This is a genomic window from Xanthobacter lutulentifluminis, from assembly GCF_043194675.2.
In the GTDB taxonomy this organism is placed as follows: Bacteria; Pseudomonadota; Alphaproteobacteria; order Rhizobiales; family Xanthobacteraceae; genus Xanthobacter.
Genome location: NZ_CM195525.1, coordinates 1066555 through 1090039, shown reverse-complemented (window position 1 = coordinate 1090039; position 23485 = coordinate 1066555). Strand labels below are relative to the sequence as shown.

Below are 23485 nucleotides of genomic sequence, written 5' to 3'. Positions count from 1 at the left end.
GAGGGCGCTCCACGGGATCGTGGAAGCGCCCGAGCCGGAGGAAACCTTGGCCGCCTACATCCTCGCCATCGATCAGGGCACCACCTCCTCGCGCGCGCTGCTGGTGCGGCCGGACGGGTCCGTCGCGGCTCTGGCGCAGGAGGAGCTGCCGCAGCATTTCCCCGCCTCCGGCCAGGTGGAGCAGGAGGCCGAGGACATCCTCGGCACGGTGCTGCGCTGCTGCCATGCGGTGCTGCGGCAGGCGGGGGCGGTGCCGGCCGATCTCGCCGGCATCGGCATCACCAACCAGCGCGAGACGACGCTGGTGTGGGAGCGCGCCACGGGGCGCGCCATCCATCGCGCCATCGTCTGGCAGGACCGGCGCACCGCCGATGCCTGCGCGCGCCTGACGGCGGAGGGGCACGGCGCGCTGGTGAAGGCCCGCACCGGCCTCCTCATCGACCCCTATTTCTCCGCCACCAAGATCGCCGCCATCCTCGACGCGGTGCCCGGCGCGCGGGCGCGGGCGGAGCGGGGCGAGCTCTGCTTCGGCACGGTGGACAGCTTCCTGCTGTTCCGCCTCACCGGCGGGCGGGTCCATGCCACCGATGCCACCAACGCCTCGCGCACCATGCTGTTCGACATCCACCGCGGCGTCTGGGACGAGGATCTGCTCGCGCTGTTCGGCGTGCCGCGCGCGCTGCTGCCGCAGGTGCGGGACTGCGCGGCCGAGTTCGGCGCCACCGACGCTGAGGTGTTCGGCGCGCCGGTGCCGGTGCGCGGCATCGCCGGCGACCAGCAGGCGGCGATGGTGGGGCAGGCGTGCTTCGCGCCGGGCATGGTGAAGTCCACCTACGGCACCGGCTGCTTCGCCCTGCTCAACACCGGTGCGACGCCGGTGGCCTCGCGCCATCGGCTGCTCACCACCATCGCCTATCAGCTGGACGGAAAGCGCACCTACGCGCTGGAAGGCTCGATCTTCGTTGCCGGAGCGGCGGTGCAGTGGCTGCGCGACGGGCTCGGCATCATCGCCCGCGCCAGTGACAGCGATCGCCTCGCCGCCACGGCCGACGCGGGGCAGGACGTGATTCTCGTGCCCGCCTTCGTGGGCCTCGGCGCGCCCTACTGGCGGCCGGAGGTGCGCGGCGCCCTGTTCGGCCTCACCCGCGCCACCGGCCCGGCGGAGCTGGCGCGGGCGGCGCTGGAGAGCGTCTGCTTCCAGACCTGCGATCTGATCGACGCCATGCACGCCGACTGGCCTGACGCCGCCGGCGGCACGGTGCTGCGGGTGGACGGCGGCATGACCGCCTCCGATTTCACCATGCAGCGCCTCGCCGACCTGCTGGGCGCGCCGGTGGATCGCCCGGCCCAGACCGAGACGACGGTGCTGGGGGCCGCCTATCTCGCCGGGCTCACCTGCGGCTTCTTCCCCGCGCCGGACCTGTTCGCCGAAAGCTGGCGGCTGGAGCGGCGATTCGTGCCGGCCATGGGGGCGGAGGAGCGCGGGCGGCGGCTCGCCGGCTGGCGGACGGCGGTGGACCGGCTCTTGGACGGGGATTGACCTTCCGCCCCACCTTCTGCCGAATGCGCGCTGGCGCGGAGGAACCGGCAATGACGGGCGACAACAGCTTCTCGCCGGAGGAACGGGCCGCCATCTACCGCTGCATCGGCGAGCGGCGGGACGTGCGGCGCAATTTCCTGCCCGATCCGGTGCCGGATGATGTGCTCGCCCGCGTGCTGGCGGCGGGCCATGCGGCGCCCTCGGTGGGCTTCCTGCAGCCGTGGAACTTCATCGTCATCCGCTCCGCCGAGACGCGGGAGGCGCTGCACGTGGCGTTCGCCAGGGCCAATGCCGAGGCTGCGGCCATGTTCGAGGGCGAGCGCGGCAAGCTCTACCGCACGCTGAAGCTCGCGGGCCTCCAGGAGGCGCCGCTCGCCCTGTGCATCACCTGCGAGCGGGACCGGGCCGGGCCGCTGGTGCTGGGGCGCACCCACCAGAGCGAGATGGACATCTACTCCACCGTCTGCGCAGTGCAGAACATCTGGCTGGCGGCGCGGGCGGAGGGGCTCGGGGTCGGCTGGGTGTCGATCCTGGCGCTGGACGACCTGCACCGCATCCTCGCCATCCCGGAGCACATCGTGCCGGTGGCGCTGCTGTGCATGGGCTATGTGGAGGCGTTCGCCGCAACGCCGGACCTGGAGCGGGCCGGGTGGCGCCAGCGGCTGCCGCTCGCGGATCTGGTGTTCTCGGAAACGTTCGGAACGCGCGCTCCGGCCGGCCTGACCGGGTGAGCGGCGGGCCGCCGGATCAGCGGCTCAGCACGACCTGCTGGCTGCTGTCGCCGATGACGCCCACGTAGCGGTTGGGGCCGGCGGGCTGCAGGCGGGCGGTGACCTTGCCCTGATGGTTCTGCAGCACCAGGTCCGAGCCCATCATGTCCCAGCCCTTGGTCATGAAGATCTCGCTGGGACAGGAGACGTCGGCCTGCGCCGAGAGGCCGCTGAGGCCACGATCGGTGCCGAGGCGCACCGGGCAGGTGTGGCGGCCGTCGTCCCAGGAGAAGGACCAGGCGCCGGAGAGCTGCTCCTTGGCGGCGCTGGGCGCATAGGCGACGCCGCCGGGATTGGCCGGGGGCGGGGTCAGCGGCACGTTGGCGGCGGTGGTGCGCGGGGTGATGGCGCCGGTGGCGGTCTCGGCCGAGGCGGAGGAGACATTGCCGGGCGCAGGCGAACTCTCCACCGCGCCGGTGGGCGCCGTGAGAACCCGATTCGCTGCCACGGCGGACGGCTTCGCCCCGAAGCCGTCGAGCTCGGTGCTGCACCCGCCAAGGGCCAGCGCCAGCGCCGCCGAAACCACAACCACCTTCATCAACACTCTCCGGACGTGCCCGCAAACCTAGCGCGTGCCTTGCTCTCCCGCCACTGCGGAAGCGCAAAAAACGCCCCAGTCAACGTTCGGACTGCCACCGGCCGGATCTGGGTCCGTTGCCGGCTGCAAAAGGAACCGCACCATTTCGACGGAACATGGCAGGAGCAAGGCCCCGGCGTTATCCAGATACCGATCATCCGCTACGATTGGACGCGATGGTTAAGGCGGTCTAAGCAACGCGCCTTACCCTGTTCCGCTCCCTGCCGTCGCCCTGCTGCCGGAGAAGCCCCATGGCCCTGCTCGATCCCCGCACGCTCACCCTCATCGTCACCGGCGCTACCTCGGGCATAGGCGCGGCGACGGCGCGGCGCTTCGCCAGCGGGGGCGCCCGCGTGGTGGCGGTGGGCCGCCGCGCCGACCGGCTGGAGGGGCTGGTGGCCGAGTTCGGCGACCTGATTCTCCCGCTGGAGCTGGACGTGCGCGACGAGGCCGCGACCTTCGCCGCCTTCTCCAGCCTGCCGGCGCCGTTCGATGCCTACAACGTGGTGTTCGCCAATGCCGGCCTCGCGCTCGGGCTGGAGCCCACCTGGGAGGCGAGCCTGGAAGAGTGGACCACCATGGTGGAGACCAACATCACCGGCCTGCTCTACACCGTGCGCTCCACCCTGCCGGCCATGGTGGCGCGCAAGCAGGGCCACCTCGTCTTCACCGGCTCCATCGCCGGCGACTACGCCTATCCCGGCGGCAACGTCTACGGCGCCACCAAGGCGTTCGTGAAGCAGTTCTCGCTGAACGTGTGGGCCGACCTCGCCGGCACCGGCGTGCGCGTCACCAACATCGAGCCGGGCCTGACCGAGACCGAGTTCTCCGTGGTCCGGTTCGGCGGCGACCAGGGCAAGGCTGACAAGGTCTATACCGGCACCCAGCCCATGACCGGCGAGGACATCGCCGAGCAGGTGTTCTTCGCCTGCACCCAGCCGCGCCACGTCAACATCAACCGCATCCAGGCCATGGCGGCGCAGCAGGGCTTCGGCCCGCTCTCCATCAAGCGCGACCCGGCCTGAGGATCGCGCGGGGAAACCGGCGCGGAAACGGGCGGCCGGGGGAAATCGGGTGGCCGGAGCTGGCGCCGCCTGTTCTGATGGGGTTCACTCGATGAACAGGAGCGTTCCGTGCTGGCGCCAGATCCTTCCGCCCTCGACCCGTGCGCCAAGGATGCCGGCGCCCCGCTCCCTACCCCCGGAGGTCTTGTGATGGCTCCCCCGGCGGCGCCGCTCGCCATTGCCGAGCGCGATTACGACGTGGTGCAGCGGGCGGTGGAATACATCTCCCGCCACATGCGCAGCCAGCCGGAGGTGGAGGAGATCGCCGCCGCCACCGGCGTCTCCGCCCGCGCGCTGACGGATCTGTTCCGCCGCTGGTGCGGCCTCACCCCCAAGGCGTTCCTGCAGGCGGTGACACTGGACCGCGCCCGCCGCATCGTCGCCGAATGCCCCAACGTGCTCGACGCCGCGCTGGAGCTGGGCCTGTCCGGGCCGGGCCGGCTGCACGACCTGTTCGTGGTGCACGAGGCCATGTCGCCGGGCGAGTTCAAGACCGGCGGGGCCGGCCTCGTCATCCGCTACGGCTTCCACCCGTCGCCGTTCGGGCTGGCGCTCGCCATGTCCACGCCGCGCGGCCTGTGCGGGCTTGCGTTCGCCGACCGGGGCGAGGAGGCCGCCGCCCTCGCCGACATGCGCCGCCGCTGGCCCAATGCCATGTATGTGGAGGACCCCGCCGCCACCGGCCCGCTGGTGGCGCGCATCTTCGATCCGGCGGCCTGGCGGGGCGAGCAGCCGCTGCGCATCGTCTTCATCGGCACGGATTTCGAGATCCGGGTGTGGGAGACGCTGCTGCGCATCCCCATGGGCCGGGCCACCACCTATTCCAGCATCGCCGAGCACGTCGGCAATCCGAAGGCGGCGCGGGCGGTGGGGGCGGCCATCGGGCGCAATCCCATCTCGTTCGTGGTGCCCTGCCACCGCGTCATCGGCAAGAGCGGGGACCTGACGGGCTACCACTGGGGCCTCACCCGCAAGCGCGCCATACTGGGCTGGGAAGCCGGGCACGTGGAACCGCCCGCCGGGGAGTAGGCCCCGCGGGTTCGCTCAGGTCGGTCCTTTTCTGGGAGGGCGGCGTCCTGCGGGACGCTGCGGGGAGGCGGGCCGTGGCCCAGCCATCCAGTGTCGCGGGCAGGGAGCCCGCGGGCGCGTCAGCCCTTGCGGGTGCCCTTGCGGGCGATCAGGGCGCGGGGGTCGATCTTCTGCATCGGGCCGGTGCGGCGGGCGCCGGTGCCGCGGATGGCCGCGGGGGCGTAGAAAATCTCGCTCCGCTGGGTCATTTCGCGGATCTGCGCCAGGCAGGCGCGCCGCAGGGTGATCTCGCTCATCTTCGTCCTTCCGGGTGGATGGGGGCCTTTAGCAGAGCGGGAGCCGCTTGGCTTCAGGTGTTTTGGAAATATTTCAGTCTCGCCGCAGGGGCGGCCGGTGCGGTGCTACCCCACCCAGCCCTTCAGCTCCCGTTCCACCACATGGGCGAGCACGCGCATGCCCTCGGGGCCGGCATTGAGGCAGGGGATGGCGGCGAACTGCTCGCCCCCGTGGTGCAGGAAGATCTCGCGGTTCTCGACCCCGATCTCCTCCAGCGTCTCCAGGCAATCGGCCACGAAGCCCGGATTGACGACGGCGAGCCGCTTCACGCCCTGCTTCGCCAGCGCCTCCACCGTCGCGTCGGTATAGGGCTGCAGCCATTCCTCCCGGCCGAAGCGCGACTGGAAGGTGAGCCTGAGGCGCGTGTCGTCCATGCCCATGCGCGCGCGCAGCAGGCGGGCGGTCTTGGCGCACTGGCAGTGATAGGGATCGCCCTTGAGAAGGTAGGATTTCGGCACGCCGTGGAAGGAGGCGAGGATCACCTCGGGCTCGAAATCCAGCGCCGCGAGGTGGCGCTCGAGGTCCGCGGCCACCGCATCGATATAGACCGGATCGTCGTGCCACGGCGGGGCGACGCGCAGGGTCGGCTGCCAGCGCATCTGCTTCAGCGCGTCGAACGCCTTGTCGCACACGGTGGCGGAGGTGGCGGCGGAATATTGCGGGTAGAGCGGCACCAGGAGGATGCGCTCGCACCCCTGCGCCTGCAGCGCGGCGATGCGCTCGGCGATGGGCGGCTTGCCGTAGCGCATGGCGAAATCCACCACGATGCGCCCGTCCACGCCGGAAAGATGGGCGGCGAGCGTCTCCGCCTGGTCGCGGGTGATGGTCTTCAGCGGGCCCTCGTTGCGCTCGGTGTTCCAGATGCTCGCATAGTCGCGGCCCTTGGGGCCGGGGCGCTTGGTGAGGATGATGGCGTTGAGCACGAACCACCACAGCGCGCGGTTCACCTCGATCACCCGCCGGTCGGAGAGGAATTCCTTCAGGTAGGCGCGCATGGACCAGTAGTCCGTCGCCTCCGGCGTGCCGAGATTCACGATGAGCACGCCGATGCGCCCGAACGCCACCTTCGGGTGGTCCTTGGGCAGATGGGAGGTGTCGGCACTGTGGGGGGCGGCGGTCATCGGCAATTCACCTGCTGCCGGCGAGGAACGGAACGCGGCGCAGCTGGCGCGCCGCCGGGCGGCCGGCGCTTCCCTTACGCACGACGCGCGCCGCCGGATGGCGGCACCGCGCCCGGTCGCAGGGCCGGGATGGCCGGGCCAGGGATAAGGTGAGGGATGGTGGGCGCGACAGGGATCGAACCTGTGACCCCTACGATGTCAACGTAGTGCTCTCCCGCTGAGCTACGCGCCCCCTCGCAGGAGCCGCCTCTATATCGGCTCGGATCGCCGGAGGCAAGGCACCTGTGACCGCGGATGTGCGGGCCTGTGGATGGCCGGCCCGTGGAGGCTCAGGCCGCCGCCAGCATCTTGCCGACCTCGCTCACGAGATCGCGCAGGTGGAAGGGCTTGGACAGCACCTTCGCGTCGCTGGGCGCCTCGCCGTCGGCATTCAGCGCGACTGCGGCGAAACCGGTGATGAACATCACCTTCAGGTCGGGATCGAGCTCGGTGGCGCGGCGCGCCAGCTCGATGCCGTCCATCTCCGGCATGACGATGTCGGTGAGCAGCAGCTCGAACGGCTCCTCGCGCATCCGCTCGTAGGCGGAGCGTCCGTTGTCGCAGGAAGCCACCGCATATCCGGCGTTCTGCAGCGCCTTCACCAGGAAGCGGCGCATGTCGTTGTCGTCTTCGGCGAGCAGGATCTTGGCCACGCCTCGTCCCCTGATGTCGTGTTCGGTCGCGCCCCGGCCGGGCACGGGGCTACATATGACTTGTCTCTCCCAATCGGGTAAATTCGAAGTGAAAGTTGCGCACCCTCTTCACAAGGCGCCGCGCGCCGGGCCATCATGATCGCCCGCGCTGGGGGAATTCCGGAACATTTCCAGTCTATTGGAAGATTGATGACCGCCTGCCTCGCTGACGTTATCGATCCTGCGTTCGAGGTGATCTCGCCGGACGAGACGACCGCGCCGTTCCTGTTCAACTCCCCCCACTCGGGCCGGATCTATCCGCGCGCCTTCGTGGAGCAGTCGCGGCTGGCCTTTCCCACCCTGCGCCGGTCCGAGGACACGTTCGTGGACGAATTGTTCCTCGACGCGGTGAAGGCCGGGGCGCCGCTGATGCGGGCGCTGTTCCCGCGCTCCTTCCTCGATCTGAACCGCGAGCCCTACGAGCTCGACCCGCGCATGTTCGACGGACGGCTGCCGCCGTTCGCCAACACCCGCTCGATTCGCGTGTCGGGCGGGCTCGGCACCATCGCCCGCGTGGTGGGCGACGCGCAGGAGATCTATCCCCGCCGGCTGACGGTCGCCGAGGGGCTGGACCGCATCGAGGCTTATTACAAGCCCTATCACCACGCCTTGCGCCGGCTGGTGGGGCGGATCCAGCGCAGCTTCGGCGTGGCCGTGCTGGTGGATTGCCATTCCATGCCATCCTCTTCCGCGCGCGATGACCTCGCCCGGGCTGACTGCGTGATCGGCGACCGCTACGGCACCAGTTGCAGCGAGGTGGTCACCGCCACCATCGAGGCGGGACTGTCGGCGCGCGGCTACCGGGTGGTGCGCAACAAGCCCTATGCCGGCGGCTACATCACCGAGCATTACGGCAACCCCGCTGCCGGCCTGCATGCGGTGCAGATCGAGCTGAACCGCGGCCTCTACATGGATGAGGCGCGCTACGAGCGGCACGGCGGGTTCGAGCGGGTGCGGGCGGACATGGCGGCGCTGGTGCCGGAGCTGTTCGCGGCGGTTGCCGACCAGCTGGCCGCCCCCCGTGCGGCGGCGGAGTGACGTCAGCCCTGCATTTTACAAAATGGAGCCTTGCGTTTTTCGAATGGCACGGCTACCAATGCTCGTGACGGCAACGTCTCTCCGACTTTCGTAGTAGGTGCCGCCCCTCGCCGGGTGGCGGGAGACGTTCGGATGTCGGGAGAGCAGGGCGGCGCAGATCGCTTCCTCCAGGCAGGCCAGGCCGGATCGGCTTCCCCGCGCACCGCAGCGGAGTGTAGGCCCAAAAAGAAAGGGGCCGTCCGCGTGAGCGAACGGCCCAAGTCTAGGGAGGAAACGCCCAAGGAGGGCAGCGACAGAGCGACGCCAATCGCCATGTCGCAATGCACAAATAGCCGAGTGCGGTGCCATAAATCAAGTGCGTGTTTGTCGCAGGCTGGGAAAAGTTCCTAAGACATTGTGTCGGAAGGTATTTTCCTGACCCTCCAGACGCGCCGGGCACGGCGCCCGCGTGCAGCTCCCCCGTTACGGGCGGCAGAATTTCGCACGCAGCTGCAGGACGAGTCGCCGCGAGGCCTGCCTCGGGGCACGCGAACGGCGTTGCGGGCCCCTGTGAAGCGCGGTGAAGACCGGCGCCGGGGGCGGGACATCCGGCCGGCAGGTCCGGCCGGGGATCGGGTTCGAGGGGAAGCGGCTTCACGCTCACGGGCGGAGAGGCCGCCAAGGCGCCCGCAGAGGCGCTGGCATGGACGGCCACCCGTAGGGGCCGCGCAGCAAGGTGCCCGCAGAGGCGCCGGAAAAAGCCGGGCGAAAGGCCGGAACGGTGTGGTGACGATCGGCCGGCAAAGGCCGGCGCCCCCCGGACGGCAGGACGGACGGTCGCATAGGGTCCGGCGCATGGCGCAGGACCCGGGACCGGCGCTGAGCGAGACCCCGAAAAATAAAGGGGCCGCTCACGTTGCCGGAGCGGCCCAAGTCTAGGGAGGAAACGCCCAAGGAGGGCAGCGGCACTGCAGCAAGCAATGCCGCGCCGCATCAATATGCGAGTGTCCCGCGCCGGCTTCAAGTCCCTTCCAGGCGCATTGTTTGGGCAGACATCCGCCACTTAAATGCTTTGAAATCCAGACCGTTGTGAAGGCGCTGCCTTTTTGCTGCGCAGCTTGGCGCGGGCTGCTGCCTGCCGGTTGCCCAGCGTGCGATGCGGCAGCATGGCGGATGGCGCCATCTTTTTCCTTGGCAGGGGGCGAGCGGCGCGCTTTCTTGCGGCCCCTGACGGGCGGCGGCCCGGTTTCAGCTGCCGGCCCGCGCCATTGCTGCCTTCCTGCTGCTGCCTTCCTGCGTGGAGCCCCCATGACCGCGGTCGATTTCGACGCCTTCGTCCACCAGCTCGCGACCGTTTCCGGCGAGGCGATCCTGCCGTTCTTCCGCACCGCCATCGGCGTGGAGGACAAGAGCGCGGGCCGCGCCTTCGATCCGGTCACCCAGGCCGACCGCGCCGCCGAGCAGGTGATGCGCAAGCTCATCCGCGAGACCTTCCCCGCCCACGGCATCATCGGCGAGGAGTTCGAGAACGTGGCCGCCAGCGCGCCCTACACCTGGGCGCTCGACCCCATCGACGGCACCAAGTCGTTCATCGCCGGCCTGCCCGCCTGGGGCACGCTGATCGGCCTGCTGAAGGACGACGACCCGGTCTACGGCATGATGCACCAGCCCTTCATCGGCGAGCGCTTCTTCGGCGACGGCGGCGTCGCGCGCTATCGCGGCCCGGCCGGCGAGCGCATCCTGTCCACGCGGGACTGCGGGCGGCTGGAGGACGCCATCCTCTTCACCACCAGCCCGCGCCTCATGAATGGCGAGGACCGCGCCGCGTTCGAGACGGTGGAGGAGAAGGTGCGGCTCTCGCGCTACGGCGGCGATTGCTACGCCTACTGCATGGTGGCGGCCGGCCTGATCGATCTCGTCATCGAGACCGGCTTGCAGGACCATGACGTGATCGCGCTGGTGCCCATCATCGAAGGCGCGGGCGGCATCGTCACCAACTGGGAAGGCGGCTCTGCCGTGGCCGGCGGGCGTGTGGTGGCGGCCGGCAACCGGCGCCTGCACGAGGCGGCGCTGCGCACCCTCACCGCCTGAGGGCGACGGGCGCGTCAGAGGGCCGGCGCGTCAGAGAATCGGCGTGCCGGGGATGAAGGCGTCGAACGCCGCCCAGAACTGGGCGCGGAAGATGTCCCGCTCCATCAGCAGCTCGTGACGGCTCGCCGGCACCACCACATGGGCGCCGGCGATGAGCCGGGCGGAGAATCGCTCGATCGCCGTGTTCGACACCAGCCGCTCGCCCCCCGCGGCGATGATGAGCAGCGGCTGGCGGATGCGGCTGATGGTGTCCGGGTGCGTCAATTCGGCGATGGTGGCATAGGCGCCGGCCAGCCAGCCGATGGTCGGCGCGCCGAGATCGAGCTGCGGGAAGCTGCGGGCGAGCTCGATGGTGCGGTCGAATCGCTTGCGGTCGGAGGTGCAGGGGTTGCCCTCGAACCGCATCCGCGACAGCGGCCGGCCGCGCCCACCGGGCACGAAGGCGCGGGCGAATCCCACGTGGGCGAGCACCGACGCCAGCGGTCGCACCACGCCCTCCAGCGGCACCGCCTCGATCCCCAGCATGGGGGCGCTCAGCACCATGCGGTCGAACCAGCGCTGCCCCTCCAGCACCGAGGCGAGCAGGATGGTGCCGCCCATGGAATGGCCGAGCGCGAAATGGGGCGGCGGGCAATCCGGCAGCAGCACCTCGCGGGCGAATGCCTCGATGTCGCGGCAGTAGTCGGAGAAGCGCGTCACGTGGCCCTTGAGCGGGTTGCCCAGCAGGCGCTGGGAGCCACCCTGTCCACGCCAGTCGAGCATGGCCACGGCGAAGCCGCGCGAGCGCAGCTCCCGCACCACCTCGAAATACTTTTCGATGAACTCGGCCCGGCCGCCGAAGATGGTCACCGTGCCCTTGCCCGGGCCGCCGCCTTCCGCCGGCCAGCGCGCGAACCTGAGGCGCACGCCGTCTGAAGCCGTCACCTCGCCGGTCACGCAGCCGTCGGGCACCGGATGGTTCGGAAGGGCGAACAGGGTCATGGGGAGCTTTTCGGCCGGCGTTCGTGCGACGGGCGGCCGGGGCGGCCGGGTCCCCGCGAGGGTTACACGCTCACGCCGGGCTCCACAATCGCGGCCTCGTGGGCAGGGCCCTCAGGGCGCGGTGTGGAAGCCGATCACCTGCATGCCGCTGATCTCGCCGCTCTCCGCGTCGAGCACGAGGCGGACCCGCTCGCCGCGCGGGCCGGTGGCCTCGGCGAGGAAGCTGCGGCCGCGCTGGCGCACCGCGCTCACGTCCACGAAGCCGCGCGCCCGGAGGCTGGGCGCCACCTCCTCGGAGGTCAGCGGCGCGCCGTGGACCGGGTGGGACTGGTAGGGCTGGTAGGGCGCGGAGCGGGCCACCAGCGGCGATGGCATCTGCGCCGCGATGGCATCGCTGCGCATCGCCATGCGCGGGGGCGTCACGCCCAGCATGCCCGCCTCGGCCCAGGAAGAGGCGGACCAGGAAGAGGCGGACCACGAGGACGCGGGCCAGGATGGCGCGGGGTGCGCCTCGCCACCGGCCGGCGGCGGCCGGGCGGTCAGCACACCGGGGCGGGCCCCGGCCTCGGCGGCGGTGCACTGGGCGGCCACAGGGGTCGCCGGCGCCACAAGCACCGGAAACAACAGCACCGAAAGGGCGGCGAGAACCGCTCGCATGGCCGCTCCTCCCTTTCCGCCCTCCCGGGTCGGATGGAGCATCACGTTGGGAAAGCAAGTCTAGGCGGCGCGGTTGAACGCAACCCGACACCGCCGTTCATCTGCCGTTCATCCGGCGGCCCGGCTCGCGCTTCGGCTGGGGTCTTGACGCCCGCGCGGGGCCTTCCCACATCGCTGGAGGGCGCCGGGCAACACCTGACGGCGCCTTCACGGACCCGGCTTCGGCGGGTCCCGCATGTCGCTTCAAAGGAGGATATGCCATGCGTGGTTTTGACCTGTCTCCCCTGTACCGCAACACCGTCGGCTTCGACCGCCTGTTCTCGCTGCTCGATTCCGTCGGCGGCGTGGATGCGGCCCCGACCTACCCGCCCTACAACATCGAGCGGACCGGCGAGAACGCCTACCGCATCACCGTTGCCGTGGCGGGCTTCACCGAGGCCGAGCTCGGCATCGAGGTGAAGGAGAACACCCTCACCCTCAAGGGCGAGAAGAAGACGACCGAGGTCTCCGACGCCGGCCAGATGCTGTATCGCGGCATCGCCGCCCGCGCCTTCGAGCGACGCTTCCAGCTCGCCGACCATGTGGAGGTGAAGGGCGCCGTGCTCGAGAACGGCCTGCTGCACGTGGATCTCGTGCGCAACATTCCCGAGGCCAAGAAGCCGCGGATCGTTCCCATCTCCACCGGCGCCGATGCGCCCCGGACCATCGAGGGGTCGGTCGCGCCCGCGCAGGCGGCCTGAACGCACCGGCTTCCGCGCCGCGGAGCCTGACATACGGGGCCCTTGCCCCGATCGGAGGCGGCACCACCGGTGCCGCCTTTTTCATGTCCCGCACCTTTCATGTCCCGCACCGTGCCCTGCAGGGGTGCCCTGCGGACGCGGGGCTTGATCTTGCCGGCGGGGCGCGGGAGGAGGGGGCGATCGCCAGAAGAGGTCGCGCCCCGTGTCCAACGCCCGCAAAGTGCTCGTCACCACCCGCCTGTTCGATGATGCCGCCACGCAATGGCTGGAGGCGCGCGGCTTCGAGGTGGTGCCCTCCGGCCTGCCGGGCGACGCCCTCGACACCTTCATTCCCGACGACGAGATGCACCGCCTGCTCGACGGTGTCGGCGGCTGGATCGTCGGCCAGCGTTCGGTGACGCGGGAGCTGCTTGCCGCCCATCCCCATCTGACGGTGATCGCCCGGCGCGGCGTGGGGCACGACCGGGTGGATGTCGCCGCCGCGCGCGAGCTCGGCCGGGTGGTCACCATCGCCGCCGGCGCCAATGACGCGGCGGTGGCGGACCATACGCTCGCGCTCATGCTCGCGGTGCTGCGCCGGCTGAAGGAGAGCGCCGCCGCGATCGCCGCCAACGACTGGCGGGTGGTGACGGGGCTCGACCTCACCGGCAAGACGGTGGGGCTGGTGGGCCTCGGCCGCATCGGCCGGGCGGTGGCGCGGCGCGTGGCGGGGTTCGACACGCAGGTGCTGGTCTCCACCCGCACCCCCGATGCCGGCGTGCCGGGCGTCTCCTACGTTTCGTTCGACGAGCTCATCGCCCGCGCCGACGTGGTGAGCCTGCACGCGCCGCTCGGCCCGCAGACGCAGCATCTGGTGAACGCCGCCGTGCTGCGCGCCATGAAGCGCGACGCGGTGCTGGTGAACACCTCGCGCGGCGGCCTGGTGGATGACCGCGCGCTCCTGGCCGCGCTGGAGGCGGGCGAAATTCTCGCCGCCGGGCTCGACGTGTTCGAATCGGAGGCCGATCCGGCGCTGGAGCCGGTCGCCGCGGCCTTGGCCGCCCGGCCGGATGTGGTGGCCACCGCCCACGCCGCCGGCTCCAGCCGCGAGGCGCTGGGCCGGGGCAATCTCATCGCCGCCCGCTGCGTGGCGGCGGCGCTGGACGGGGAAGCCTTCCCCGACGGCTGCCTCATCGCCGACGGCCGCTGAGCCGGCACCAGGGGGCCGGCGGTCGTCGCCCCCTTGCCAATTATGACTGATGATTTATGATAATCGTCACTCATTGAGGGAGAGGGCCGGCGTGAACGTGCGTGTGAGGGAGACGGCGGACGAAACCCGCGAGCGCATCGTGCGCGTTGCGGAACAGCTGTTCCGCCGCATGGGCTTCGCCAAGACCGCGGTGGCGGACATCGCCGCCGAGCTCGGCATGTCGCCCGCCAACGTCTACCGTTTCTTCCCCTCCAAGACCGCCATCGTCGGCACCATCTGCGCCCGCAGCCTCGCCGAGATCGAGACGGAGGTGGCCGCCATCGCGGCGGGGGAGGGCACGCCGCAGCAGCGCATCACCGACGGCTATCTCGCCATCATGCGCTACCACAAGGACAATTTCCTCGAGGAGCGGCGCGTGCACGACATGGTGCTGGTCGCCATCGAGAACAATTGGGAGTCCATCGAGGCGCACAAGGCCCGCATCGGCTGCATCATCGCCCGCATCCTCGCGGAGGGCATGGCGCAGGGCGTGTTCGTGCCGCACGACCCCAAGGTGGTGAGCCAGATCATCCTCGGCACCTGCGTGCGCTTCTGCCATCCGGTCATGGTCGCCCAGAACATCGACGAGGACCTGGAGGCGAGCCTTCGGGCCACCATGGGTTTCATCCTGCGCAGCATCGAGGTTGAGCGCACGCCCCTGTCCTGACCAAGGCTTGCGGGCAGCGCCTTCGCGCGCCGGAAAAGTGACGAAAGACGATTTTCATCAGCGTTAAGCCGTTGATTCACATTCGACAGGAGACCGCCATGCCCACCGCCGCCTGTCCCCTTCCCCCACCGGGGCGCGCCCGCCGCCTCGGAGTGCTGGCCGCGCTGGCGCTGGCGCTGGCCCCGGCCCTGTCCGGCTGCGGCGAGGGCACGAATGCCCAGCCGGTCGCCACATCGCGGCCGGTGCAGGTGACCACCGTCGCCTTCCGCCCGCGCGAGGCCGAGAAGACCTTCGTCGGCGTGGTGCGCGCCCGCCGCGAGGTGGATCTCGCCTTCCGAGTCGGCGGCAAGGTGGTGCAGCGGACCGTGGAGGTGGGCGACCGGGTGAAGCCCGGCGACCTGGTGGCGCGCATGGACCCGGAGGACCTGCGCCTCGAGCTGGAGAGCGCGCGGGCCGAGATGGCCGCCGCCACCGCCAACCTCGCCCAGACCTCCGCCGAGGACGGGCGCTATCGCTCGCTCTCGGCCAAGGGCGTGGCCTCCGCCGCCGATCTCGACCGCAAGTCGCTGGCCAAGGAGGAGGCGGTGGGCCGCCTGCAACGGGCGCAGCGCGCGCTGGAGCTGGCGGAGAACCGTCTCTCCTACACCGATCTTCTCGCCGACGCCGCCGGCGTGGTGGTCGCCACCGCCGCCGAGCCCGGGCAGGTGGTGTCCGCCGGGCAGACCATCGTCCGCGTGGCGCGGCTGGAGGAGAAGGAGGCCGTTGTCTCCCTGCCGGAGACCGCGCTGGCCGATGCCCGCGCCGCCGATGCCTTCGTCACCCTGTGGGCCGAGCCCGGCCGGCGCATTCCCGCCCGGCTGCGGGAGCTCTCGCCGCAGGCCGACGCCACTTCGCGCACCTATCCCGCCCGCTTCACCCTCGACGGCGCCGACGAGACGGTGGCCCTCGGCATGACCGCCACCGTCACCCTGCGGCCGAAGGACCAGCAGCAGGTGGCGCGGCTGCCCCTGTCCGCCATCATCGACCGGGGCCATGGGCCCAACGTGCTGGTGGTGGAGCCCGGCGCCAGCACCCTTGCTGCGCGGCCGGTGACCATCGCCGCCTATACCGAGGATTCGGTGCTCGTCAGCGATGGCGTGAAGCCGGGCGAGACGGTGGTGGCGGTCGGCGTCCACACGTTGCTGCCGGGCCAGAAGGTGCGCATCGCCCGCGCCCAGGGCGGCGCCGAGATGGCCGCGAACGTGCCGCCTGCCACCGGCGCGTCCGGTTCCGCCGGCGCGCGGGAGAGCCGGCCGTGAGCGGCGCCGGCATGGAGCCCGCCCCCGGCGGATCGCAGCATACCCCCGCGGACCATGGCGCCCCGGGCGCGGTGCAAGGAGCCGCCCCGGGCGCGGCGCAGACCGACGCCGGCGGGCGGTTCAACCTCTCGCGCTGGGCCATCACCCACCGCGCGCTCACCTTGTTCGCCATCCTCTTGCTGGCGGCCTCCGGCTTCTACGCCTACCTCAATCTCGGCCGGGCCGAGGACCCCTCCTTCACCATCAAGGTGATGGTGGTGAATGCCGTGTGGCCCGGCGCCACCGCCTCGCAGATGCAGGCGCAGGTGGCCGATCCCATCGAGAAGAAGCTCCAGTCCCTGCCGCACCTCGACCGGGTGGAGAGCTATTCGCGCCCCGGCGTCACCTTCGTGCAGGTGCTGCTCTCCGACACCACGCCCCCGCGCGAGGTGAAGGAGCTGTGGTACCAGGTGCGCAAGAAAGTCTCCGACATGCGCGGCGAGCTGCCCGCCGGGGTGATCGGGCCGGGCTTCGACGACGAATACGGCGACGTCTACTCCGCCCTCTACATGCTCAGCGGGAAGGGCGTCGGCCCGGCTGAGCTGAAGCTCCAGGCCGAGCGCATCCGCCAGCGCCTCCTGCGCGTGCCGGACGTGGAGAAGGTGGACCTGATCGGCGAGCGGCCGGAGCGTATCTACATCGAGTTCTCCCACGCCCGCCTCGCCAATCTCGGCGTCACCCCGCAGCAGATCTTCGACAGCGTGGCGCGGCAGAATGCCGTGGTGGCCGGCGGCGCGGTGGACACGCGCTCCGACCGCATCAACCTGCGCCTCACCGGCGCCTTCACCGGCGTCGAGGCGGTGGCAGAGGTGCCGGTGGCGGTGAACGGCGCGCTGGTGCGCCTCGGCGACATCGCCACCGTGCGCCGCGGCTATGAGGACCCGCCCTCTTTCCTGGCCCGGCAGAATGGCGAGCCGGCGGTGGGCATCGGCGTCGCGCTGGCGCAGGGCGCCAACATCCTCACCCTGGGCGAAAACCTCAAGGCCGCCATGGCCGAGGCCACCGCCGAGCTGCCGGTGGGCATCGACGTGACGCAGATCGCCGACCAGCCCCACATCGTCGGCGAATCGGTGGGCGAGTTCCTGAAGACCTTCGCCGAGGCGCTGGTGATCGTGCTGGTGGTGAGCTTCCTCTCGCTCGGCTTCCGCACCGGCATCGTGGTGGCGCTTTCGGTGCCGCTGGTGCTGGCCATCGTCTTCCTGGTGATGTTCGCCGCCGGCATGGACCTGCACCGCATCACCCTCGGCGCCCTCATCATCGCGCTGGGGCTGCTGGTGGACGACGCCATCATCGCCATCGAGATGATGGTGGTGAAGATGGAGGAGGGCTGGGACCGCATGCGCGCGGCCACCTATGCCTGGACCTCCACCGCCTTCCCCATGCTCACCGGCACGCTGGTGACGGCGGCCGGCTTCCTGCCGGTGGGCTTCGCGCGTTCGTCCTCGGGCGAGTATGCCGGCGCCATCTTCTGGGTGGTGGGCATCGCGCTGGTGGCGTCCTGGTTCGTGGCGGTGATCTTCACGCCCTATCTCGGCACCGTGCTGCTGCCGGACATGAAGAAGGGGCACGCCCACGAGCTGCACGACGGCCGCCTCTACCGCATCCTGCGCCGCGTGCTGGAGGCGTGCCTGCGCCATCGCTATGCGGTGATCGCCGCGACCGTGCTCATGTTCGCGGTCTCCGTGGTGGGCTTCGGCTTCGTGCAGCAGCAGTTCTTCCCCACCTCCACCCGGCCGGAGCTGTTCCTGCAGATGCGCCTGCCGGAAGGCACCTCCATCTCCGTCACCGAGGCCACTGCGAAGAAGGCGGAGGCGCTCGTCGGCGCCGATCCCGACGTGGCCACCGCCACCACCTATGTGGGGCGCGGCTCGCCGCGGTTCTGGCTGGGGCTGAACCCGGTTCTGCCCAATCCCAACTTCGCGGAGATCGTCATCGTCGCCCGCGACATCCCCGCCCGCGAGCGGCTGAAGGCCCGGCTCGACGCCGCCGTGGCCGAGGGCGCGCTGTCGGAGGCGCGGGTGCGGGTGGACCGCTTCGTGTTCGGCCCGCCGGTCGGCTTCCCGGTGCAGTTCCGCGTGGTGGGGCCGGACCCGCTGGCGGTGCGCGAGATCGCCGACAGGGTGCGCGGCGTCATGGCCGCCGAGCCGGACGTGATCGACCCGCACCTGAACTGGGGCGAGCAGGTGAAATCCATCACCCTCGCCGTGGACCAGGACCGCGCCCGCGCCATCGGCACCTCCCCGCGCGACCTGGCCGAGACGCTGCAGACGCTGCTCTCCGGCTACACGGTGACCCAGCACCGGGAGGGCAACCTCCTGATCGACGTGGTGGCCCGCGCGGTGCCGGAGGAGCGGGTGGACCTGGAGCACCTCGCCGCGCTCACCGTCACCACCCGCAACGGGCTCGCCGTGCCGCTCGGACAGGTGGCGCGCATCGCCTATGCCCATGAGGAGCCCATCCTCTGGCGGCGCGACCGCGACCTCGTGCTCACCGTGCGCGGCGACGTGCGCGACGGCGTGCAGCCGCCGGATGTCACCAACCGCCTGTGGCCGCGTCTCGCCGAGATCCGCGCCGGCCTGCCGCCGGGCTACCGCATCGAGATCGGCGGCAGCATCGAGGAGAGCGCCAAGGCCAACGCCTCGCTGGCCAGGGTCTTCCCCATCATGATCATCGTGATGCTCACGCTCCTGATGATCCAGCTGCAGAGCTTCTCCCGCCTCGCGCTGGTGCTGGTGACGGCGCCTCTGGGGCTGATCGGCGCGGCAGGGGCTCTCCTGGTGGCGCACATGCCGTTCGGCTTCGTGGCGCTGCTCGGCCTCATCGCTCTGGCCGGCATGATCATGCGCAACACGGTGATCCTGGTGGACCAGATCGACCACGACATCCGCGACGGCCACGCTCCGCACCGGGCCATCGTGGACGCCACCCTGCGCCGCGCGCGCCCGGTGGTGCTCACCGCGCTGGCCGCCGTGCTGGGCATGATTCCGTTGGCGCGGAGCGTGTTCTGGGGGCCGATGGCGGTGACCATCATGGGCGGTCTGCTGGTGGCGACCGTGCTCACCCTGCTGGTGGTGCCGGCGCTCTACGCCACCTGGTTCCGCGTGAAGGCGGAGGCGCCGGAGCCCGCCGCCGTGCCGCATCCGGCCGAATAGGCGCGGAAGCGTCCTTCGCCTGAAGATGATCGGGCCCGGCGGTCACGCCGGGCCCGATCGATTCGCGGACGGCTCAGACCTTCTTCAGGCCGAGGCCGAACAGCAGCGTGCCGACGCCGTTGACGATGAGGTCCACGCCCAGGAACAGGCCGAGGATGTAGAGCGAGTTCACCGGCCAGCGGGCGATGATGATGAGGCCGAGCAGCAGCGTCACGATGCCGGACACCACGATCCAGCCCCAGCCCGCGCCGGGGCGGCCGCCCACGCCGGCGAAGATGCGGAAGATGCCTTCCACCGCCAGCGCCACGCCGATCATCAGCGTGAGGATGCCGGCGCCCAGCAGCGGGTTGGACATGATGAGGCCGCCGGCCACCACATAGAGCACGCCGGCGAGCAGCCAGTAGAAGAAGCGGCCCCAGCCCTTCACGCGGAAGGCGTGGATGACCTGCACCACGCCGCCCACGAGAATCAGCGCGCCCACGTAGAGCGCCGTCACCACGGTGGAGGCGAGCACATGGGCGAGGGCGACGAAGCCGAGCACGATGAAGGCGATGCCGAGCACCACGAACCAGCCCCAGCTGGCGCGCACGGCGTGCAGCTGGTCGGCGACGGTGGATGCGGGGGTGGGCGCAGATGCAGGCGTAGCCATGGTGCCTCTCCAGTCAGCTTGATCGCTGCGGGGGCATCATATCCAAGACGCGCGCGGAGGTAAGGGGCGTCCGGCTCCGGCACAATGCGGAGGTGTGGCCGGCGGGGGTCCGGAAACGGAGCCGGCCCCGCTCCGGGAAGGAGGCGGGGCCGGGATCTGACGCTCGATCAGCCGGGGGCGGGCGCCGTGGGTGCGGGCCCGGGACAGGCTCAGCGCTGGGCGGCGGGCTTGCCGGCGGAGGCGGTGGCCACCGGGGCGGCGGGCGCCGGGCCCGAGGCCTGCGGGGTGCCGCCGGTCTTGGGCAGGATCACCACCTTGGTGCCCACCTTCGCGCGGTCGTAGAGGTCTTCCACGTCGGCGTTCAGCATGCGGAAGCAGCCGGAGGACACGAACTTGCCGATGGTCTGCGGCTCGTTGGTGCCGTGGATGCGGTAGACGGTGCCGCCGAGATACATGGTGCGCGCGCCGAGCGGGTTGCCGGGGCCGCCGGCCATGAAGCGCGGCAGGTAGGGCTGGCGCTGGATCATCTCCGCCGGGGGACGCCAGTCGGCCCATTCCTTCTTGCCGGTGATCTTCTCGGTGCCGGCCCAAGTGAAGCCCTCGCGGCCGACGCCGATGCCGTAGCGCACGGCCTTGCCGCCGCCGAGCACGTAATAGAGGTACGTGTTGGGCGTATCGATCACGATGGTGCCGGCCGGCTGGGTGGTCACATAGTCCACCGTCTGGCGGCGGAAGCGCTCCGGCACGGGCTCGGTGGGGTCCACGTTCTCGATGCGCGGGCCGGACGGGGCCTCGGTGGTGCCGGGCACGACGGAGGCGTTGGATTCATACACGCCGGCCGGGGGCTGGCCCGCGTTGGCGCTTGCGTAGAGCGCGTCCTGGTCCACCGCGCCGCGGCCGCTCTGGCCGTAGGTCACCTGCTGCGGCGGCTCATAGGCGGCGGGCTGGCCGTAGCCGGCCTGCGGCTGCTGGCCGTACTGGGCCGGCGGGGCGTTGTAGGTCTGGCGCGCGTCCGGCTGGCCATAGGGCTGCTGGCCGTAGGCGCCCTGGGCGGGAACCGCCGACGGCTGCGGCCCGCCATAGGACGGCACCGCGCTGGGGGCGCTGGAATAGGTGGGCTGCACCGGCTGCGGATAGGCGCCCTGCTGCGGGTAGCCCTGCTGGGGATACGCCTGCTGCGGATAGGGCTGGGCCGGGGCGCCATAGCCCGGCGCGGGCTGCTGGCCGGACGGCGGCGCCAGATCGGTGCGCTCCATTTGGCCGCGGTTCACCGGCTGCTGGCGGGCATAGGGATCGGAATAACCGGGCGGAGGCGCGCCATAGCCGCCCACGTTGCCGGGCGGAAGCGCGCCGGTCTCTTCCTCGTCGGCGCCGTTGCCGGGAAGGCTGTAGTTCGTGCCATAGGCACCCTGGCCGAAGGCCGGCGCAGTGAGAACCGATGCCCCGAAGGCGGCGAGGAGGAGTTTGTGGCGCAAGGTCATGTTTGTGGTGTTAACCGTGAAACGTGACGAAATTGGAAACGGGGCCAGGAATTTTTCGCGCCCCCGCACGGTAGCATAGTATGGCTTTGTGCCGAGCTTAGCTGGCTCCGGACATGCCTCTGCCGCAGCGTGTAGGCTCTGGGCCGGCGGGGCGCAACGCCCGTTCGCGCAGCGCCGCTGATCGTGATCGGCATGGCTCGCCGCGATGGCGCGCAGGGTGCTTGAATGTGGCGCGGTAAGGATATAAAGATATCTTTATGTCATATCGCCCCGTCCGGCAGGCCGTTTCCTTCCCCGCCACGCTCGAATGCCTGAAGGCTGCGGGCGAGGATACGCGCCTGCGCCTGATCGCGGTGCTGGCCGAGGCGGAGCTGACGGTGTCCGACCTCACCGAGATTCTCGGCCAGTCGCAGCCGCGGATTTCCCGCCACCTCAAGCTGCTCGCCGAGGCCGGGCTGGTGGAGCGCCACCGCGAGGCGAGCTGGGTGTTCTACCGCCGCGCCAGCGAGGGGGTGGGCGGCCGGGTCGCCGGCCAGCTGCTCGACCTGCTCGACCGCGACGACCCCGTGCTCGCCGGCGACCGCGCCCGGCTGGAAGCGGTGCGCGCCGCCCGCGCGGCCGCCGCGCAGGCCTATTTCGCCGCCCATGCGCGCGAGTGGGACGAGATTCGCCGCCTGCACGTGCCGGAGGCGGCGGTGGAGGCGGCGGTGCGCCAGGCGCTCGGTTCCGCCCCCATCCGCGCGCTGCTCGACCTTGGCACCGGCACCGGCCGCATGCTGGAGCTGTTCGCCCCCGACATCGAGCGCGGCATGGGCGTGGACCTCTCGCCGGACATGCTCGGCGTGGCGCGCATCAACCTGGAGCGCGCCGGCATCCGCAACTGCCTGCTGCGCCAGAGCGACATCTTCGCAGTGCCGGCCCCGCGCGATTCGTTCGATGCGGTGATCGTCCACCAGGTGCTGCATTATCTCGACGACGGCGGACGCGCCCTGAAGGAGGCGGCGCGGGTGCTGCGTCCCGGCGGCCGCCTGCTGGTGGTGGATTTCGCGCCCCACGGCCTCGAGTTCCTGCGCGACGCCCACGCCCACCGCCATCTCGGCTTCGCCCGCGAGACCGTGGAAGCATGGCTCGCCGGGGCGGGGCTCGACCTTCAATCCTTCCGCACCCTTGCGCCCGAAGGCGGGCGCGAGGACGGCCTCACCGTTTCGCTCTGGCTCGCGCGCGATCCGCGCGTTCTGATGGCCACAGCCGACCGCGACAGGGAGATCGCCTGATGATGACGCCCCCCACCGCCCCGGTGCGGGCGAGCCGCGAACTGGACCGGCCCCCGGTCTCGGTCTCGTTCGAGTTCTTCCCACCCAAGACCGAGGAGATGGAGAAGACCCTGTGGTCCTCCATCGCCCGCCTCGCGCCCTTGTCTCCGGCGTTCGTCTCGGTGACCTACGGGGCCGGCGGCTCCACCCGCGAGCGCACCCACGCCACGGTGGAGCGCATCGTGAAGGAGACCGACCTCCACCCTGCCGCCCACCTCACCTGCGTCGCCGCCAGCCGTGACGAGATCGACGAGGTCATCCGCTCCTACAAGACGGCGGGGGTGAAGCACATCGTCGCCCTGCGCGGCGATCCGGTGACCGGCGTCGGCACCCGCTACGAGCCGCACCCGGACGGCTATCCCTACGCCTGCGACCTCGTGGAGGGCATCCGCCGCATCGGCGATTTCGAGGTGTCGGTCTCCGCCTATCCGGAGAAGCACCCGGAAAGCGCCAGCCTCGATGCGGACATCGACCATCTCAAGGCCAAGGTGGATGCCGGCGCCACCCGCGCCATCACCCAGTTCTTCTTCGAGAATGACGTGTATTTCCGCTATCTCGACAAGGTGCGGGCGCGCGGCATCGACATTCCCATCGTGCCCGGCATCCTGCCGGTGACCAATTTCAAGCAGGCGTCCAACTTCGCCACCCGCACCGGGGCGAGCGTGCCGGCGTGGCTGCTGAAGCGGTTCGAGGGGCTGGACGACGATCCGGAAACCCGCAAGCTCATCGCCGCCGCGGTGGCCGCCGAGCAGGTGACGGACCTCGTTGATCGCGGCGTCACCGACATCCATTTCTATACGCTGAACCGGGCGGACCTCGTCTACGCCATCTGCCACCTGCTCGGCCTGCGCCCCGCTGCGGACGCCGCGCCGCAGGCGCTGGCGGTCTGACGCCCCTGCTCTGAGCTTTTCCCCGGCGCCCGCCGCGCCGGTTGCCCCTCTCCCCGGCGCCCGGCGCCGGAGCCCTTCACCGAGGCGCCGCGCGCCCCGAGACCGAGACCGCAC

The 23485-nt window shown here is 70.9% G+C and carries 21 protein-coding genes and 1 tRNA gene; 13 read left to right on the top strand and 9 right to left on the bottom strand.

The features are described from left to right. Nucleotides 1-46: 46 nt before the first annotated feature. Both glpK and bluB read left to right on the top strand, forming a co-directional pair. On the top strand, nt 47-1540 hold the full coding sequence (gene glpK / locus V5F49_RS04980) for a glycerol kinase GlpK (protein WP_394116191.1): 1494 nt from the start codon (nt 47-49) through the stop codon (nt 1538-1540). Nucleotides 1541-1590: 50 nt separating this feature from the next. Beyond that, nucleotides 1591-2271 (top strand): 5,6-dimethylbenzimidazole synthase, encoded by a 681-nt coding sequence (gene bluB, locus V5F49_RS04975; protein ID WP_394116192.1) that lies wholly within the window; start codon nt 1591-1593, stop codon nt 2269-2271. 16 nt (nt 2272-2287) lie between these two features. On the opposite strand, the gene V5F49_RS04970 is transcribed toward bluB, so the two are convergent. Continuing rightward, a complete protein-coding gene (locus V5F49_RS04970) occupies nt 2288-2848 on the bottom strand; it encodes a protease inhibitor Inh/omp19 family protein (RefSeq protein ID WP_394116193.1) in 561 nt (186 codons plus the stop codon). Nucleotides 2849-3138: 290 nt separating this feature from the next. On the opposite strand from V5F49_RS04970, the gene V5F49_RS04965 reads away from it, so the two are divergent. Both V5F49_RS04965 and V5F49_RS04960 read left to right on the top strand, forming a co-directional pair. Next, on the top strand, nt 3139-3912 hold the full coding sequence (locus V5F49_RS04965) for an SDR family NAD(P)-dependent oxidoreductase (RefSeq protein WP_394116194.1): 774 nt from the start codon (nt 3139-3141) through the stop codon (nt 3910-3912). A gap of 189 nt (nt 3913-4101) precedes the next feature. Then, nucleotides 4102-4980, top strand: coding sequence for a methylated-DNA--[protein]-cysteine S-methyltransferase (locus V5F49_RS04960; RefSeq protein WP_394116195.1), 879 nt, complete (start codon nt 4102-4104; stop codon nt 4978-4980). A 119-nt stretch (nt 4981-5099) separates the two neighbouring features. Here the strand turns inward: V5F49_RS04960 and V5F49_RS04955 are convergent, their stop codons facing one another. The 4 genes from V5F49_RS04955 to V5F49_RS04940 all read right to left on the bottom strand — a co-directional run bounded on the left by V5F49_RS04955 (nt 5100) and on the right by V5F49_RS04940 (nt 7093). After that, nucleotides 5100-5276 carry a hypothetical protein gene (locus V5F49_RS04955; RefSeq protein WP_394116196.1) on the bottom strand — a complete coding sequence of 59 codons (177 nt, stop codon included), beginning with the start codon at nt 5274-5276 and terminating at the stop codon, nt 5100-5102. A 105-nt stretch (nt 5277-5381) separates the two neighbouring features. Beyond that, a complete protein-coding gene (gene hemH / locus V5F49_RS04950) occupies nt 5382-6437 on the bottom strand; it encodes a ferrochelatase (RefSeq protein ID WP_394116197.1) in 1056 nt (351 codons plus the stop codon). Nucleotides 6438-6594: 157 nt separating this feature from the next. After that, nucleotides 6595-6669, bottom strand: a tRNA-Val gene (locus V5F49_RS04945). 97 nt (nt 6670-6766) lie between these two features. Then, nucleotides 6767-7093, bottom strand: coding sequence for a response regulator (locus tag V5F49_RS04940; protein ID WP_509210776.1), 327 nt, complete (start codon nt 7091-7093; stop codon nt 6767-6769). Nucleotides 7094-7318: 225 nt separating this feature from the next. On the opposite strand from V5F49_RS04940, the gene V5F49_RS04935 reads away from it, so the two are divergent. Together V5F49_RS04935 and hisN are read left to right on the top strand one after the other, a co-directional pair. Then, entirely contained in the window at nt 7319-8206 is an 888-nt protein-coding gene (locus V5F49_RS04935) for an N-formylglutamate amidohydrolase (RefSeq protein ID WP_394116199.1), read from the top strand. Between the two features lie 1287 nt (nt 8207-9493). Beyond that, entirely contained in the window at nt 9494-10276 is a 783-nt protein-coding gene (hisN, locus tag V5F49_RS04930; RefSeq protein ID WP_394116200.1) for a histidinol-phosphatase, read from the top strand. A gap of 30 nt (nt 10277-10306) precedes the next feature. Here the strand turns inward: hisN and V5F49_RS04925 are convergent, their stop codons facing one another. Both V5F49_RS04925 and V5F49_RS04920 read right to left on the bottom strand, forming a co-directional pair. Continuing rightward, nucleotides 10307-11257 (bottom strand): alpha/beta fold hydrolase, encoded by a 951-nt coding sequence (locus V5F49_RS04925; RefSeq protein ID WP_394116201.1) that lies wholly within the window; start codon nt 11255-11257, stop codon nt 10307-10309. A gap of 111 nt (nt 11258-11368) precedes the next feature. Next, a complete protein-coding gene (locus V5F49_RS04920; protein WP_394116202.1) occupies nt 11369-11914 on the bottom strand; it encodes a hypothetical protein in 546 nt (181 codons plus the stop codon). Between the two features lie 260 nt (nt 11915-12174). On the opposite strand from V5F49_RS04920, the gene V5F49_RS04915 reads away from it, so the two are divergent. The 5 genes from V5F49_RS04915 (at nt 12175) to V5F49_RS04895 (ending at nt 19038) form a co-directional block, all read left to right on the top strand. Beyond that, complete coding sequence (locus tag V5F49_RS04915) at nt 12175-12654, top strand: Hsp20 family protein (RefSeq protein ID WP_394116203.1); 480 nt, start codon at nt 12175-12177, stop codon at nt 12652-12654. Nucleotides 12655-12856: 202 nt separating this feature from the next. Beyond that, entirely contained in the window at nt 12857-13843 is a 987-nt protein-coding gene (locus tag V5F49_RS04910; RefSeq protein WP_394116204.1) for a phosphoglycerate dehydrogenase, read from the top strand. A 91-nt stretch (nt 13844-13934) separates the two neighbouring features. Beyond that, nucleotides 13935-14549, top strand: coding sequence for a TetR/AcrR family transcriptional regulator (locus tag V5F49_RS04905; protein WP_394116205.1), 615 nt, complete (start codon nt 13935-13937; stop codon nt 14547-14549). 98 nt (nt 14550-14647) lie between these two features. Further along, the gene (locus tag V5F49_RS04900) at nt 14648-15847 is read left to right on the top strand and encodes an efflux RND transporter periplasmic adaptor subunit (protein WP_394116206.1); all 1200 of its coding nucleotides are present in this window, start codon (nt 14648-14650) and stop codon (nt 15845-15847) included. Then, nucleotides 15844-19038, top strand: coding sequence for an efflux RND transporter permease subunit (locus V5F49_RS04895; RefSeq protein ID WP_394116207.1), 3195 nt, complete (start codon nt 15844-15846; stop codon nt 19036-19038). Before V5F49_RS04900 ends, V5F49_RS04895 begins: the two co-directional genes overlap by 4 nt. Before the next feature lie 73 nt (nt 19039-19111). Here V5F49_RS04895 and V5F49_RS04890 read toward each other — a convergent pair whose 3' ends face one another. Together V5F49_RS04890 and V5F49_RS04885 are read right to left on the bottom strand one after the other, a co-directional pair. Then, nucleotides 19112-19687, bottom strand: a complete 576-nt coding sequence (locus tag V5F49_RS04890) for an HdeD family acid-resistance protein (protein ID WP_394116208.1) — start codon at nt 19685-19687, stop codon at nt 19112-19114. Between the two features lie 209 nt (nt 19688-19896). Further along, entirely contained in the window at nt 19897-21162 is a 1266-nt protein-coding gene (locus tag V5F49_RS04885) for a L,D-transpeptidase family protein (protein WP_509210746.1), read from the bottom strand. 263 nt (nt 21163-21425) lie between these two features. On the opposite strand from V5F49_RS04885, the gene V5F49_RS04880 reads away from it, so the two are divergent. Both V5F49_RS04880 and metF read left to right on the top strand, forming a co-directional pair. Beyond that, entirely contained in the window at nt 21426-22442 is a 1017-nt protein-coding gene (locus tag V5F49_RS04880) for an ArsR/SmtB family transcription factor (RefSeq protein WP_394116210.1), read from the top strand. Continuing rightward, a complete protein-coding gene (gene metF, locus V5F49_RS04875) occupies nt 22442-23371 on the top strand; it encodes a methylenetetrahydrofolate reductase [NAD(P)H] (protein WP_394116211.1) in 930 nt (309 codons plus the stop codon). Before V5F49_RS04880 ends, metF begins: the two co-directional genes overlap by 1 nt. Nucleotides 23372-23485: the final 114 nt, after the last annotated feature.

Coding starts and splice junctions, on each gene's coding strand:
- V5F49_RS04965 (WP_394116194.1), top strand. CDS start 3,139: ATGGCCCTGCTCGATCCCCGCACGCTCACCCTCATCGTCACCGGCGCT.
- V5F49_RS04970 (WP_394116193.1), bottom strand. CDS start 2,848: ATGAAGGTGGTTGTGGTTTCGGCGGCGCTGGCGCTGGCCCTTGGCGGG.
- V5F49_RS04920 (WP_394116202.1), bottom strand. CDS start 11,914: ATGCGAGCGGTTCTCGCCGCCCTTTCGGTGCTGTTGTTTCCGGTGCTT.
- metF (WP_394116211.1), top strand. CDS start 22,442: ATGATGACGCCCCCCACCGCCCCGGTGCGGGCGAGCCGCGAACTGGAC.
- hisN (WP_394116200.1), top strand. CDS start 9,494: ATGACCGCGGTCGATTTCGACGCCTTCGTCCACCAGCTCGCGACCGTT.
- V5F49_RS04935 (WP_394116199.1), top strand. CDS start 7,319: ATGACCGCCTGCCTCGCTGACGTTATCGATCCTGCGTTCGAGGTGATC.
- V5F49_RS04955 (WP_394116196.1), bottom strand. CDS start 5,276: ATGAGCGAGATCACCCTGCGGCGCGCCTGCCTGGCGCAGATCCGCGAA.
- V5F49_RS04915 (WP_394116203.1), top strand. CDS start 12,175: ATGCGTGGTTTTGACCTGTCTCCCCTGTACCGCAACACCGTCGGCTTC.
- V5F49_RS04890 (WP_394116208.1), bottom strand. CDS start 19,687: ATGGCTACGCCTGCATCTGCGCCCACCCCCGCATCCACCGTCGCCGAC.
- V5F49_RS04925 (WP_394116201.1), bottom strand. CDS start 11,257: ATGACCCTGTTCGCCCTTCCGAACCATCCGGTGCCCGACGGCTGCGTG.
- bluB (WP_394116192.1), top strand. CDS start 1,591: ATGACGGGCGACAACAGCTTCTCGCCGGAGGAACGGGCCGCCATCTAC.
- V5F49_RS04880 (WP_394116210.1), top strand. CDS start 21,426: ATGTCATATCGCCCCGTCCGGCAGGCCGTTTCCTTCCCCGCCACGCTC.
- V5F49_RS04900 (WP_394116206.1), top strand. CDS start 14,648: ATGCCCACCGCCGCCTGTCCCCTTCCCCCACCGGGGCGCGCCCGCCGC.
- hemH (WP_394116197.1), bottom strand. CDS start 6,437: ATGACCGCCGCCCCCCACAGTGCCGACACCTCCCATCTGCCCAAGGAC.
- V5F49_RS04940 (WP_509210776.1), bottom strand. CDS start 7,093: ATGCGCCGCTTCCTGGTGAAGGCGCTGCAGAACGCCGGATATGCGGTG.
- V5F49_RS04960 (WP_394116195.1), top strand. CDS start 4,102: ATGGCTCCCCCGGCGGCGCCGCTCGCCATTGCCGAGCGCGATTACGAC.